At 59.0% G+C, this 13,716-nt stretch carries 15 protein-coding genes; 11 read left to right on the top strand and 4 right to left on the bottom strand.

Annotated features, from left to right (window positions below; genetic code table 11):
- Nucleotides 1-15: 15 nt before the first annotated feature.
- From JK176_RS09470 to JK176_RS09460, 3 genes are read left to right on the top strand one after another with little or no spacing between them, the layout of a single operon-like run.
- On the top strand, nucleotides 16-1,440 hold the full coding sequence (locus tag JK176_RS09470; protein ID WP_249194392.1) for a M20/M25/M40 family metallo-hydrolase: 1,425 nt from the start codon (nucleotides 16-18) through the stop codon (nucleotides 1,438-1,440).
- On the top strand, nucleotides 1,440-2,447 hold the full coding sequence (gene pdxA, locus JK176_RS09465; protein WP_211587584.1) for a 4-hydroxythreonine-4-phosphate dehydrogenase PdxA: 1,008 nt from the start codon (nucleotides 1,440-1,442) through the stop codon (nucleotides 2,445-2,447). The genes JK176_RS09470 and pdxA overlap by 1 nt, the downstream gene beginning before the upstream one ends.
- Nucleotides 2,444-3,142 (top strand): pyridoxine 5'-phosphate synthase, encoded by a 699-nt coding sequence (locus JK176_RS09460; RefSeq protein WP_211587583.1) that lies wholly within the window; start codon nucleotides 2,444-2,446, stop codon nucleotides 3,140-3,142. The genes pdxA and JK176_RS09460 overlap by 4 nt, the downstream gene beginning before the upstream one ends.
- A gap of 46 nt (nucleotides 3,143-3,188) precedes the next feature.
- Here JK176_RS09460 and JK176_RS09455 read toward each other — a convergent pair whose 3' ends face one another.
- Nucleotides 3,189-3,788: a hypothetical protein gene (locus JK176_RS09455; RefSeq protein WP_194263084.1), complete on the bottom strand. Its 600-nt coding sequence runs from the start codon at nucleotides 3,786-3,788 to the stop codon at nucleotides 3,189-3,191.
- Nucleotides 3,789-3,976: 188 nt separating this feature from the next.
- Here JK176_RS09455 and JK176_RS09450 point away from each other — a divergent pair, with 188 nt between their 5' ends.
- A complete protein-coding gene (locus JK176_RS09450; protein ID WP_062107861.1) occupies nucleotides 3,977-4,201 on the top strand; it encodes a DUF3126 family protein in 225 nt (74 codons plus the stop codon).
- A gap of 4 nt (nucleotides 4,202-4,205) precedes the next feature.
- On the opposite strand, the gene JK176_RS09445 is transcribed toward JK176_RS09450, so the two are convergent.
- Nucleotides 4,206-4,727 carry a DUF2939 domain-containing protein gene (locus JK176_RS09445; protein ID WP_211587582.1) on the bottom strand — a complete coding sequence of 174 codons (522 nt, stop codon included), beginning with the start codon at nucleotides 4,725-4,727 and terminating at the stop codon, nucleotides 4,206-4,208.
- A gap of 102 nt (nucleotides 4,728-4,829) precedes the next feature.
- Here JK176_RS09445 and JK176_RS09440 point away from each other — a divergent pair, with 102 nt between their 5' ends.
- From JK176_RS09440 to pyk, 4 genes are all read left to right on the top strand, one after another.
- Nucleotides 4,830-5,600 carry a HesA/MoeB/ThiF family protein gene (locus tag JK176_RS09440; protein ID WP_211587581.1) on the top strand — a complete coding sequence of 257 codons (771 nt, stop codon included), beginning with the start codon at nucleotides 4,830-4,832 and terminating at the stop codon, nucleotides 5,598-5,600.
- On the top strand, nucleotides 5,597-5,974 hold the full coding sequence (locus JK176_RS09435; RefSeq protein ID WP_211587580.1) for a DsrE family protein: 378 nt from the start codon (nucleotides 5,597-5,599) through the stop codon (nucleotides 5,972-5,974). The genes JK176_RS09440 and JK176_RS09435 overlap by 4 nt, the downstream gene beginning before the upstream one ends.
- A gap of 86 nt (nucleotides 5,975-6,060) precedes the next feature.
- Complete coding sequence (locus JK176_RS09430) at nucleotides 6,061-6,987, top strand: SH3 domain-containing protein (protein ID WP_211587579.1); 927 nt, start codon at nucleotides 6,061-6,063, stop codon at nucleotides 6,985-6,987.
- A gap of 25 nt (nucleotides 6,988-7,012) precedes the next feature.
- Entirely contained in the window at nucleotides 7,013-8,443 is a 1,431-nt protein-coding gene (gene pyk, locus JK176_RS09425; RefSeq protein WP_211587578.1) for a pyruvate kinase, read from the top strand.
- Between the two features lie 58 nt (nucleotides 8,444-8,501).
- Here pyk and JK176_RS09420 read toward each other — a convergent pair whose 3' ends face one another.
- Both JK176_RS09420 and JK176_RS09415 read right to left on the bottom strand, forming a co-directional pair.
- On the bottom strand, nucleotides 8,502-9,383 hold the full coding sequence (locus JK176_RS09420) for a prephenate dehydrogenase/arogenate dehydrogenase family protein (RefSeq protein ID WP_211587577.1): 882 nt from the start codon (nucleotides 9,381-9,383) through the stop codon (nucleotides 8,502-8,504).
- A complete protein-coding gene (locus tag JK176_RS09415) occupies nucleotides 9,380-10,555 on the bottom strand; it encodes an HpnL family protein (RefSeq protein WP_211587576.1) in 1,176 nt (391 codons plus the stop codon). The genes JK176_RS09420 and JK176_RS09415 overlap by 4 nt, the downstream gene beginning before the upstream one ends.
- 134 nt (nucleotides 10,556-10,689) lie before the next feature.
- On the opposite strand from JK176_RS09415, the gene hpnA reads away from it, so the two are divergent.
- From hpnA to hpnC, 3 genes are read left to right on the top strand one after another with little or no spacing between them, the layout of a single operon-like run.
- Nucleotides 10,690-11,685, top strand: coding sequence for a hopanoid-associated sugar epimerase (gene hpnA, locus JK176_RS09410; protein WP_211587575.1), 996 nt, complete (start codon nucleotides 10,690-10,692; stop codon nucleotides 11,683-11,685).
- Nucleotides 11,685-12,827: a glycosyltransferase gene (locus tag JK176_RS09405; RefSeq protein WP_211587574.1), complete on the top strand. Its 1,143-nt coding sequence runs from the start codon at nucleotides 11,685-11,687 to the stop codon at nucleotides 12,825-12,827. The genes hpnA and JK176_RS09405 overlap by 1 nt, the downstream gene beginning before the upstream one ends.
- Nucleotides 12,824-13,687, top strand: coding sequence for a squalene synthase HpnC (gene hpnC, locus JK176_RS09400; protein ID WP_211587573.1), 864 nt, complete (start codon nucleotides 12,824-12,826; stop codon nucleotides 13,685-13,687). Before JK176_RS09405 ends, hpnC begins: the two co-directional genes overlap by 4 nt.
- Nucleotides 13,688-13,716: the final 29 nt, after the last annotated feature.

Below are 13,716 nucleotides of genomic sequence, written 5' to 3'. Positions count from 1 at the left end.
ATTATGGACAATACAATGACTGCCTATTCCGAGAAACTTGATGCCGTTCTCCAGAATGTCGACACCCATCTGGAGGCGTCGGTATCACGTCTTTTCGAGATCCTGCGTATTCCAAGCATTTCAACCCAGCCCACACATGCCGCCGATTGCCGCAAGGCCGCCAAGTGGATGCAGAACGAACTCGAAAATCTGGGCATGACGGCGGATGTTCGCAACGTTCACTGGGCAGCCCCCGGTCATCCGATGGTTGTCGGGCACGATCAGGGCTCAGTCGAAGACGACAATCGCCCGCATGTTCTGTTCTATGGACACTATGATGTTCAGCCGACAGATCCGGAATCGCTCTGGACGGCCCCTCCCTTTGAGCCTCGCCTGATCGAAGAACCGTCAGGCCGCAAGGTGATCGTTGCCCGTGGCGCCAGCGACGACAAAGGACAGGTCATGACCTTCCTTGAAGCGTGCCGGGCATGGAAGCAGGTTACGGGATCACTGCCAGTCCGGGTCAGTGTTCTGCTGGAAGGCGAAGAGGAGTGTGGCGGTGCCAACCTGTTCCCGTTCCTCAAGGAAAACGCCGCAGAACTGAAAGCGGATGTCGCACTCGTCTGTGATACGTCCATGGCCGACCGCAAAACACCGGGGATCACCACGTCCCTGCGCGGCATGATGGCGGATGAAGTGGTTATCCAGTGCGCCAGCCATGATCTGCATTCCGGTCTGTACGGCAACGCTGCGGCCAATCCGATTGCCGTTCTGTGTCAGGCTCTGGCCACATTGCGGAACGCGGATGGCGGGGTGACCCTTGCGGGGTTCTATGACGGCATTCAGGATCCGGCGCCCGCAACCCGCGCGCAGTGGAGCAAGCTCTTTCCCGACGATAGCTCCCTGCTCGACGAAGCAGGTCTGTCGGTTGCGGCTGGCGAAAAGAACTACAGCGCGATCGAACAGACATGGTGCCGTCCGAGTTGCGAGATCAACGGGATTTCGGGAGGCTATGAAGGCGAGGGCTTCAAAACCGTCTTGCCTGCTAAAGCCATGGCAAAAGTCTCGTTCCGTCTGGTTCCGGGACAGAACCCGGACCGCATCCGCGAGGCCTTTCGCGCGCATATCCGCGCGGCCCTGCCAGCAGACGCCCGCGTAACCTTTACGGCGCATGGCGGCTCTCCGGGTTTTGAAGTTTCCCGTGATAGCCGCTTCCTGACGCCGGCGCTTCAGGCCCTGACGGATGAGTGGGGCGTTCCGGCCGCCATGGTTGGATCGGGTGGCTCCATTCCCGTGGCCGGAGAAGTCCGGGATGCCCTGGGGCTGGATGCGCTCATGATCGGCTTTGCCCAGAACGACGACCGGATCCATTCTCCGAACGAACAATACGGGCTGGACTCCTTCCACAAGGGAATTCGCTCCTGGGTTCGGGTGCTCGCAGCTCTCGCTGAAGCAGGCTGATGGTGCCCCCCTCCAGACCATTGGCACTGACGCTGGGAGATCCTGCGGGTATCGGCCCGCAGCTTACGGCGGAAGCATGGCACAAGCTGCGGCATTCAGGGGAGGGCGCGTTCTTCTGGCTGGGCGATCCGCGTCTGGTCAAAGCCGCAGTGCCCATCACTCTGATCAAAACACCGGAAGAAGCAGGTGCGGTTTTCGCCGACAGCCTGCCCATCCTGCCAGTTCTCTGTGAAGCCGACGTGATTCCGGGACAGCCTGACCCGCGTAATGCCGCAGCCACGATCATCAGCATCCGTCTGGCCGTTGAATACGCACTTGCGGGCCGGGCTGGCGGCGTCGTCACCAACCCAATCGCCAAACATGTTCTGACGGCGGCAGGTTTTCCGTATCCGGGGCATACGGAGTTTCTGGCAGCACTCTGTGCAATGACAGGGGAGGAGATCATGATGCTGGTCTCACCCCAACTCAGGGTCGTGCCGGTGACGGTGCATGTTTCGCTGCGAAAGGCGCTGGAAACGCTGACCACCGATCGCATCGTGAGCGTTGCGAAAACGGCAAATGCAGCCCTGAAACGCGATTTCGGAATTGAAACTCCGCGTCTTGCGATTGCGGGGCTCAACCCTCATGCCGGTGAACAGGGATTGATGGGCGAGGAGGAAATCACGATCATCCGCCCTGCGATCGAGCGCCTGCGCGCACAGGGGATCGACTGTCAGGGGCCATTCCCCCCGGATACGATGTTCAGCGCCACGGCCCGACCAAACTATGATGCTGCCATCTGCATGTACCACGATCAGGCTCTCATCCCACTCAAAACGCTCGATATGGCTGAGGGCGTGAACGTGACGCTGGGACTGCCCATTATCCGCACATCGCCCGATCACGGCACAGCCTTCGATATCGCAGGTACTGTGACGGAGACATGCCGCGCCGACGTCTCAAGTCTTCTGGCCGCCATCCGTCTGGCAGACGGGATGAGCGCTTATCGGGAAGGAAAAAGATCATGATCCGTCTTGGTGTAAACATTGATCACGTCGCCACGTTGCGGAATGCCAGAGGCGGCACGTTTCCCGATCCGGTCGCCGCAGCGGAACTGGCGATTGTCTCAGGAGCGGACGGAATCACGGCGCATCTGCGTGAAGACCGTCGCCATATCCGCGACGCTGACATGCCGCGTCTGAAGGCGCTTTCCGCGCCGTTGAACTTCGAGATGGCCGCAACGGACGAAATGGTCCGGCTCGCCTGTGAGCTTCGTCCGCATGCCTGCTGTCTGGTTCCGGAAAAACGGCAGGAAGTCACAACCGAGGGCGGGCTTGATGTCGTCGGGCAGCGTGAAGCCCTGAGTTCCAAAATCAACCGCCTGAAAGACGCAGGAATACGGGTTTCCCTGTTCATCGATCCCGATACACGACAGATCGAAACGGCTGCAGCTTTGGGCGCACCCGTCGTGGAGCTTCATACGGGCGCCTATGCGCTGGGGGGTGAGCATGAGCTGGAGCGTCTGCAAAAGGCCGCACACACGGCTTTAGCCTGTGGGTTGGAACTCCATGCGGGGCACGGGCTGACCTATGATAATGTTGAAGCAATTGCCGCCCTGAAAGGTCTTGCCGAACTCAATATCGGCCATTTCCTGATCGGACAGGCCATTTTCGACGGTCTGGGACCAACGGTTCAGAAAATGAAGCGTCTCATAAACTCCTGAACAAAAAAAGGACCGGGACAGAGTTGTCCCGGCCCTTTTTTCAAACTCACTTGACCGGCTGGATAACCGGCTGGGTGTCGTCCTTGCTGAACTTGGGAACATATTTTCCGGACTGATCGGAATAGGTGGCCGTAGCGCTCTGGGGCGGTGTGCGCGGCGGATGGAAAGCCGACACAGGACCGAACGGGCCCGCATTTACGCGGCGCATTGTCGATTCACGCTGACGGGCACAGCCTCGCGTGATGATGGAGCAGATACCGTCCGTTCCAATATATTCATCGTCATTGCCGGTATAATGAACTTCCGAAACCCGGTCATGATCCACGCGGACCAGCATCCGGCAGGTCGTGCCACCGCCACCCAGAGCGGACTGGTAAATGCTGATTGCGGACTGGACGGGAATGAAGCCTGAATCAGCCGGCATGGTCGGCAGCGCCATGCTTCCGTCATACTGCCAGAGCTCGGTCGTATCGTTCAGCTTCTTCGTGCTGGCCGGAATACCCGCGCAGGACTGAAGATCGTAGCTGGTCATCCCGATCATTTCGTACTGCGCCTTATGCGCATTCCGGGAATCAAAATATCCACATCCCGAGAGGGCGGCGGTGGAGGTCAGGGCAACGATCATTCGGAGGAAAACCGGGCGCATCATGTCTCCTTTGCGCGGAAGGGGAAGCAGACTGCGGACCCTGAACGATTCATGGCGAACAGGACACAATCACATGTGAAGTGCCCGGTTTCTACAACAGCATCCCTGACGGGGATAGAGGAGGCGGGTTCCTTTGTACGTGTCGATGGGTTACAGGGCAGTTCCCTTGCAGCACAGGAATGCCACCAATGGCCGATATGACCCTATCCGAGGTGACACGCCTCCAGACCACGCTCCAGCGCCTGCTGGGCTCTCCGAAACTGACCGTCAACAAGCCCAGCCGCAAGGGCATGAGCGTTGAACTGGCCGTGTCGGGAGAAGTGATCGGAACGGTTCACCGTGACGAAGACGAAGGTGAAGTTTCCTACGCCATTCACATCACCGTTCTGGAAGAAGACCTTCCCGCAGCCTGAGTTTTCAGGCTGCGTGCGCCGGAGCAGGCATCTCGAATCGTGTGATCTTCCAGCCCCAGTGCTCGAATTTCATATGCAGGACGAACGGTGTCTGCCCCGGCTGATCCAGACTGGCCTCGAACTTTCCCGCGCTTACGAAATGGGCATGCACGCCATGCCATACCCCGAGCCAGCCGGAGGTTGATACGTCATGCGGCATGACCTGATGGGCTGTGCTCATCAGCGTCGCAGGCGTCAGATGGGTGTCGATCGCGTTGGACACGACCTGTCCGGCGAAAGAACTGCCAAAGCCCGGTAGATCATCATCGGCGGGAGCTGCCGGTGTGAACTGTTCCTTCAGACAATGGCTCAGCGACGACCAGTCCACATGGGGCGCCAGACGCGACGCATTATTACCGTGCAAGGCCCGATCAATGTCCCACAGGGCAAGATAAGGGGAGACGGCATAGGCGGCCAGAACGGCACCGGCCGTAACGCCCAGACCCTGCCATGCACGGGGCATGGCTCTGCGAAATCCTTTTCTCATGACATTTCCCTGCCTCGGGTCCCGCTAATGCAACCCCACGGTGACTGACGATTATCACGCTAACGTCTTTCAAGAGCGAAAGTCAGCAATTATCATCGTTCCATGGACATGAAATTTTCCGACCAGGAACTGGAACGGTATTCCCGCCACATCCTGCTGCCTCAGGTGGGCGCGACCGGACAGGCGCAGCTTCGACAGGCTTCCGTGCTCGTCGTCGGCGCAGGCGGTCTCGGAGCGCCTCTGCTCCAGCAGCTTGCGGCTTCGGGCATTGGACATATCGGGATTATGGATCATGACCATCTGGAACTCAGCAACCTCCAGCGGCAGGTTCTTTATGGAACAGACGATCTTGGACTGCTCAAGGTCGAAGCCGCAGCCCGACGCCTGAAAGCGCTTAACCCACTGGTCAAAATCAGTCCCTACGCGGTTCGCGCAACGGAGACGACGCTGGACGATCTTGTACCGCAATACGATCTCGTCTGTGACGGCACCGATAATTTTCCGACCCGGCTTGCAGTTTCCGATGCCTGCGTCCGGTACGGACGCTCTCTGGTTTCTGGCGCTGTACAAGGATTTTCGGGGCAACTCGCCGTCTTTCGGTCTCAGAAGGGCGGTCCCTGTTATCGCTGTATGTTCCCCGAAGCCGAACAGACAGCGGCACCGGACTGCGGAATGTCGGGTGTGCTGGGCGCCGCCACAGGCGTTATGGGAAGTCTGATGGCCGTCGAAGTCATGCGTGAAATCATCGGCCTCGAAGGGCGTGACGAAACGCGGGTGAGTATGTGGGACGCGCTGTCGGGAACGATGACCGGTTTTACGCTCAGACGCGATCCCCGCTGTCCGGCACATCATGAGGACACCGTCAAACCATGAGCCGTCCCCTGTTTCTGACGCTGGCAGATGATTCGTGGCAACGCGCCCATTATGCGATGGTGGTGGCGGCAGGGGCGCTCTCGCTCGGGCGTGACGTCACAATTTTCGCAGGCGGACGCAGTGTTCTTGCCCTGACGCCGGATTGGTCAGGACTTCAAGACATCCTTGCCGATAGCCTGCTTGAGGCCCGGGGGGTCGCAGGGTTCGGCGAATTGCGAGCGGCGGTGCTCGATTTTGGCGCAACCGTCATGGCCTGCGAAACCGGTCTGACGATGGCAGGGCTGGTTCCGGAAAATCTTCTGGAAGGCGTGATGGTGAAAGGAATTGTCAGCTTTCTCGAACTGGCGGGAGACAATCCGCTCCTTGCGTTGTAAGTTTTCCTTAAAGATTACGGGTTCAGGATGCCTTTCCCCGTTTTGATGACTTGCCCAAACCGTCGGCCCTTGGCAGGGATGCGCTCATGAGAATGTCAGTCTTCCTTCCGCGTTCCGCCATAGGCCCATCCGCTTTTCTGCGTGCGCTTCTGGCAGGCACGATCCTGCTGGCCGCTCACGGCGCGCAGGCGGCCCACCATCATAAGAAACATACAGAAAGCGCCGCAAAACCCGCGGACAAACACGCTTCTGCGAAAAAACACCACAAGGCCGACGCGGCAAAGCCGACATCTCCGGCGCCGCACCACAAGGCAGCCCATCATGCCGCGCTGAAACATGCGGCTCCCGTAGTCGCCGGGGCGGCTGTAGCAGGAGCCGCGGCTTCAACGGCAGCCGCTGCGGATCAGGCGGCCACCGCCGCCGTTCCTCCCGCCCCCGAAAATGCAGACAAGGGCAGCAATACCGGTCTGCCCCTGCCGCGTTACGCCGCGCTCCGGGCTGACAAAGTCTATATGCGTCGCGGACCCGGAGACCGTTATCCGATCGACTGGGTCTATCATCGTCGCGGGCTTCCGGTGCAGATCGAGCGTGAGTTCGATGTCTGGCGTCTTGTGGAGGACTCCGATGGCCAGAAGGGCTGGGTCCATCAGGCAACGCTGTATGGAAGCCGCACATTCGTAATTCCGGGCCTTCCTCCCGAAGGTGTGAAAGCCCAGACGGGCGAGGCGAGCGCGCAGGAAGGCGACCATATCGGCAAGGCCGACGCCCGCATCCTTGCCCGCGTCGCAACGCAGGATGAGGCGAGGGCACATAAAAATGATGTGCTTCTCATGAGCCATCCGGAAGAAGATAGCACCGTGGTTGCGGTTCTGGAGCAGGGAACGGTGGGCAACATCAAGCTGTGCCCGCAGAACTCCCAATGGTGCCATGTTAGCGTGAAGGGCTACGACGGCTGGCTGCCACGCCGTCTTTTCTGGGGCCTGCTCCCGGGCGAGACGATTCAACCAAACTGATTTTTTCCGATCGAGGACGCCGTATATGACATCGAGTTCCCATCACCGCCGCACGCGGATCGTCGCCACACTGGGGCCGGCTTCATCGTCCCCCGAGATGATCCTTTCTCTGGCGCAGGCCGGTGTGAATGTCTTCCGGCTCAATTTCTCTCACGGTGCGCATGCAGATCATGGCGAGCGTCATGCCGCCATCCGTGCCGCCGAGGAGAAAGTCGGGCACCCGCTGGCGATCCTTGCAGATCTGCAGGGCCCCAAACTGCGCGTTGGCGTGTTTGAAAACGGCCCCGTGATTCTGGAGGAAGGCAAACCGTTCCGTCTGGATCTGGACCGTACGCCGGGTACGATTGCGCGGGTCTGTCTGCCGCATCCGGAAATTATTTCCGCTGCGAAGCCGGGAAGCCACCTTCTGCTGGATGACGGCAAGCTCAAGCTGCGTGTCGTCACAGTCGGGGAGGGCTTTCTCGAAACGGTTGTGGTGGTCGGCGGCAAACTGTCCGAGCGCAAGGGCGTCAACGTTCCCGACGTGACGCTTCCCATTCCAGCACTGACCGAAAAAGACCGCCGCGACTTCGACTTCGCCCTGTCGCTTGGTGTCGATTTCGTGGCTCTGTCTTTTGTGCAGCGTCCAGAAGACGTCCAGGAAGCGCGCGATATTGCGAGCGGCCGCGCAGCGATCGTGACCAAGCTCGAAAAGCCTCAGGCGATGGATAACCTTGAAGCCATCGTACATCTTTCGGATGCGCTCATGGTGGCGCGCGGTGATCTCGGCGTCGAACTTCCGCCCGAGGAAGTTCCGGTTGCCCAGAAGCGCGCAATTGCCGAAGCACGCAGACAGTGCCGTCCGGTGATTGTGGCGACGCAGATGCTCGAGAGCATGATTGAAAGCCCGACCCCGACACGCGCCGAAGTCTCTGACGTCTCCAATGCCGTTTATGACGGTGCGGATGCAGTCATGCTGTCTGCGGAAAGTGCTGCCGGCAAATATCCACTCGAGGCCGTATCAATGATGGTACGGATCGCCGAGCGGGTCGAGCAGGACCATGAATGGCGGGTCCGCATGGACCGTCTGCGCCCCACGCCGGACGAGAGCGTTCAGTGTGCGATTGTTCAGGCAGCTTGGCAGGTCAGCCGTACGCTGCATGCCGGTGTGATTGCTTCCCATACCCGTGGCGGCGGCGGCGCAATGCGCATGGCGCGTGAGCGGCCGCATTGCCCAATCATTGCCCTGACGCCGGAACTAGACGTTGCGCGTCGCCTCTGCATCGTGTGGGGGACATTCCCGCATGTCGTGGACCGCGAACAAACCGCTCACGGCATTGAGGATCTCGCTGGCCCTGCCGCAGAACTCGCCCGCAGCATGAACTTCTGCAAGGCCGGAGACCGGGTTCTGGTTCTGGCTGGACTGCCTTACGGCCATTCCGGCAGCACGAATACCCTGCGTGTTGTCACTGCCTGAAGAAACGATCTGCTGCCGGGGCATAGCCCGGCAGCAGATTCATGCATCTTAAAAAATCTCAGGCCTGACGGTTTTCGATCAGGGTTCGGCGGATCGAGCGTCCACGTTCGATCTTGCTGGTTATAGTTGCTTCGTCACCATGACGGATCGCATCCGCCATGGCCTGCGTATCGGCTAAGAACCTGTCGAGGGTACCCAGCAAGGCCTCACGATTGGCGAGAAAAATATCCCGCCACATAACCGGATCTGAGGCTGCAATTCGGGTGAAATCCCGAAATCCCGAAGCCGCGTAGTCCAGTACCGCTGCGCGAATTTCGTCCGACAGATTATCGGCGCTATCGCAGATCGTGAAAGCCAGAAGGTGCGGCAGGTGACTCACCATGGCGCAGATCTGGTCGTGCTGTTCGTCAGACAGGATTTTCGTTCGGGCACCACACAGATTCCAGAGTGCCTCGATTTTGGCGATCGCATCCGGATCAGACCCTTCAGGTGGCACGAGAAGCGCCCATCGATCTTCGAACAGGGTTGAAAACCCGGCGTCCGGCCCGGAATGCTCGGTTCCTGCCATGGGATGACCCGGAATATAGGATATGCCTTCGGGAAGGATCGCCTGAATCGTCGGCCCAAGCTGGCCCCGCACCGACGCCACGTCGGTGAGAATACAGCCGGGCTTCATATATGGAAGAACTTGTCGTGCGACGTCTTCCACCGCACCGACAGGAACACAGATCATGACACAGTCCGCCTGTGCCGCAACGGCTAAATCAGACGTCGTAACATCCGCAATCCCCAGTTCCTGAACCCGTTCGAGAACATGCGGCTTCGAGTCCGCTGCGATCAGGGTTCCAGCAATCGTGCCCGCTTCTCTGGCACGCCGTAAAATGGACGAGCCAATCAGTCCCGGACCGATGACACAAAGGGAACTGAAAAGCGGCGTCATAACACGCGCCTTGCTGTCGCGAAGGAGCTGTCTTCGGGCGTTTTTCCGTCTCGGGACACTGCTTCTTTCTTGATATTCCCGGTAAGGGCCGTCACAGCTGGCGCAATGACCTTTTTGCGAAGAGAGGCAGCGGCTGGTTCGTTTTCCAGCTTTGCCGCAGAACGTTCATGACGAAGACGCCGCATCTCAACGAACTGCCAGATGAGAAGCACAGGAATGCCAATCAGGATATCCCGTCCACGCCGCAGGAGCGAAAGGCTGAGGGATACCTCCGCATCCACGCCGAAAATCATCCCAAGCGCGACATAAGCGGCTTCCTGAACCCCAAGCGCGCCCGGAACCAGAAAACCTGCCGACATAATGCCGCAGACTACGCCTTCAATGGCGACGGACGAGAAAAATCCGACATGCGCGCCAAGAAGCTGAAGTCCCAGCCACGTCATGGCAGCACTGCCCGTCCAGCATATCAGATGACAGAGTGCGCCCAGAGAAATTCGGTCCGGACGGCTCCAGAGTTCTTCCAAGCGAGACTGGAAAGCAGCGGTATTTCCGATCAGCGAGTCACGCCATTCGGCAGCGATGTGACGCCCCAGAAATGTCGCAACCTTACTGACCGTCGCTCCACCGCGCTGCTGGGTCCAGATGAAACCGGCAATTCCGAGGCTAAGCAGCGCCATTCCGCCAATGAGCGGCCAGACAAATCTGGCAGCGTCATGATGACCGATAAGGCAGAGCAGTGCGATCAGCACGAAAGCAATCTGCCCCAGAACTTCTGTTGTGATGTCCACAAGATTGGCAGCGACGGCTTCGGGCCAGTGCAGTTCTTCGCCCTGTTCAGTTCTTGGATCCACACCCGCCATTGTTGCACGAACACCAATAACCATTCCGCCAAGCTGGGAGAAGGGCAGGCAGGCTCCCGCACTGTCCCGAACAAGACGTGCGGCCATCAGGCGTTTGACGCTGAGAATAGGAACGGCTGCATGCCAGGCAATCCCGAGGCCCACATCCACCACAAGCTGACAGGCCGCAAGGAGCAGGAAGCCGCCAAGCCCGACTTTGGAGAGCGCTTCCATGACAGGATGGATACCGGCTCTGGCCGCAATGAAGGTGAACAGGGCCACCCCGAGAAGGGAAAGGAGAACAGGGAGAGTTTTTTTCAACGTCTTCGTCACATGCCGTTTGCACACGATCTATCGCAGGTATCGTTAATATTCCACCCTCACAGACGCTTTCCCCGAAAAGCCGGGAGGATTATGCTGTCATAAATTGCAACCATCTGCTGATGACCCAAGGAGACACTGCCACCATGAACGATGTCACACTCGTGACGGGGGCTACCGGGTTTGTCGGCTCTGCCGTCGCCCGCGTCCTTGAAGAACGCGGACACCGCCTGAGACTTTTCGTCCGCCCGACATCCGACCGTTCAAATATTGCGGAGCTTGACGCGGAAATCGTTGTCGGAGATCTCGCCGATCCGGACACGCTCGCTCCGGCACTGAAAAACGTCAAAACCCTTTTCCACGTCGCTGCCGATTACCGGCTCTGGGTTCCGGATCCGGAAATCATGATGAAGGCCAATGTGGAGGGCACGCGCAACCTGATGCTGGCCGCTCTGGAGGCCGGGGTAGAAAAAATCATCTACTGTTCCTCAGTGGCTGCACTCGGCCTATGCAAAAATGGCGAATCAGCTGACGAGAACACTCCGGTGACGGAAAGTCAGGTCATCGGGATCTACAAGCTCTCGAAATATCGTGCGGAACAGGAAGTCCTGCGGCTGATCCGCGAAAAGAATCTGCCCGCGATTATCGTTAATCCGTCCACCCCCGTTGGCCCCCGGGATATCAAGCCAACACCGACCGGGCAGATGGTTCTCGACTGCGCCAGCGGAAAGATGCCGGCCTATGTGGAGACGGGTCTGAATATCGTCCATGTCGATGATGTCGCGGAAGGCCATGCTCTGGCTCTGGAGCGGGGCAAGATCGGCGAGAAATACATCCTTGGCGGCGAGAACATCATGCTGGGAGATCTTTTCCACATGGTGAGCCAGATTGCCGGGGTGAAGCCGCCGAGAATCAAACTCAAGCAATCCTGGCTCTACCCCGTAGCCCTCGTATCCGAATGGCTGGCGCGCGGGTTCGGCATTGAACCTCGGGTGACGCGTGAAACACTGGCCATGTCGAAGAAGCTGATGTTCTTCTCATCGGACAAGGCCAAAAGAGAACTCGGATACACCCCACGCCCGGCCCGCGATGCCGTGACAGACGCGATCGTCTGGTTCCGTCAGCATGGACGGATGAAATAATGCTGTTCGGAACTGCACTGACCAGCCTGGGAGCCTGGATCTATCTTTCGCTGTTTCATGGGAATTTCTGGCAGAAAGGCCCCATTCTGGACCAGAAGCCCGCTCCAGCTTCGGCGCCTGATGTTGCGGTTGTCATCCCAGCGCGTGATGAAGCCGAGTCCATCGGAGCCTGTCTGACGTCTCTTCTCGAACAGGATTATGATGGCAAATTGTCCATTATCCTGATCGATGACGAGAGCACGGATGGAACGGCCGATATTGCCCGTACCCTGCCTGATCCGCATGAGCGCCTGACGGTCATCACAGGCGCTAAACGTCCGGCAGGATGGAGCGGCAAACTCTGGGCCGTCCATCAGGGAGAACAGGAAGCGCTGACGCGGATTGGTCCTTATGGATACGTCCTCCTGACCGATGCCGATATCATGCACGCGCCGGAGCATCTGGCCTCTCTGGTTGCCAAGGCGCGGGAAGATGATCTGGATCTTGTCTCGGAAATGGTGGCGCTGAACTGCGAGAGTCATGCGGAGCGCTTTCTGGTTCCGGCGTTCGTCTATTTCTTTGCCATGCTCTACCCGTTTTCGCGGATCGCCAGCGAACGCTCCCGCATTGCCGGGGCTGCGGGGGGAACCATTCTGCTGCGTCGTCGGGCCTTGGAGCGGATCGGCGGGATCAAGGCACTACGCGGCGCCCTGATCGACGACTGCACTCTGGCTGCTCATGTCAAACGGTCCGGTGGGCGGCTCTATCTGGGGCACAGTGCGCTGGCATGGTCGATCAGGCCATATCGCGGCATGAAAGATGTCTGGCACATGATTGCCCGCACGGCCTATGTGCAACTCCGGCACTCGCCGCTCCTTTTGTTCGCGACGATCTTGGGAATGGCCATGATCTGGCTGCTTCCCATCGGACTCACATTGTTTGGCAAGGGGCGGGAACGGCGGATCGGGCTTTTGACTTATCTCGTGTCATGCCTGACATTCGTACCCACACTCCGCCGTTTCGGCCTGCCGCTGTGGCGCGCCATTCCTCTTCCACTTGTTGCGGCTTTTTACATGGCCGCAACCATCGGCTCGGCCATCGACCACCATCGTGGCGTTGGTGTGCGGTGGAAAAATCGTTCCTACACGGATGAAACATCGTGACAGACACCATCTGGGGGACGAAAGACGTCACCTCCGCCAAAGGCAAATCCGACGAAAATTTTCCCGTTGGATCATTTCTGATCGCCCCGCGTCTGCGGCCTTACGTTCATACCTATTATAATTTCGCGCGTGTCGCGGATGATATGGTGGACACGACTGAGCTGACGCCGTCTGAAAAGATTGCACGCCTCAAGGGCATGGCAGCCGTTATCCGGGGTGAGATCACAGCTCCTCAGCGCGCGGACGCACAAACAGCGGTCAAACTTCGCGACGTCCTGCTCCAGACAGGCGTCCCGCTTGAAACGGCAACGGATCTTCTCGAAGCGTTCTGCATGGATGCCGAAAAGAACCGCTACGAAAGCTGGGACGAACTGCTGCATTACTGCAAATATTCCGCCAACCCTGTAGGGCGCTTTCTGCTCCTGTTACACGGCGAGGCCGAAGAAACGCTCGCCCCATCCGATGCGCTCTGTTCCGCACTTCAGGTCATCAATCATCTTCAGGATGTCGCGGGCGATCTGAAGGATCTGGACCGCTGCTATGTCCCGCTACCGTGGCTGGAAGAAGAAGGCGTCTGCCTGGATGATCTGCGTCTGGTCCGGAGCAAACCGGGCGTGCGTCGCGTGTTCGATCGGATGCTGGATGGTGTGGATGTTCTTAACAGGAACGCGAGGACCCTGCCGCTGCTCGTCCGGGATCGTCGGATGCGACTGGAAGCTGCCGTAATCGTGGAACTCTGCCACATCCTCACCGCTCGCCTGCGCCGTCAAGACCCGCTTTTGGAACGCGTGGCCCTGACAAAAGCAGATGGGGCAAAAGCTCTGCTCAGGGCCCTGCGCTATTTCCCTGCCGTCGGCTGAATCGCAACGGCAGGGGTATCTGGACCAGA

The organism is Gluconobacter sp. Dm-73 (genome assembly GCF_018256215.1).
GTDB lineage: Bacteria > Pseudomonadota > Alphaproteobacteria > Acetobacterales > Acetobacteraceae > Gluconobacter > Gluconobacter cadivus.
This window is presented reverse-complemented; position numbering and strand designations above follow the sequence as displayed.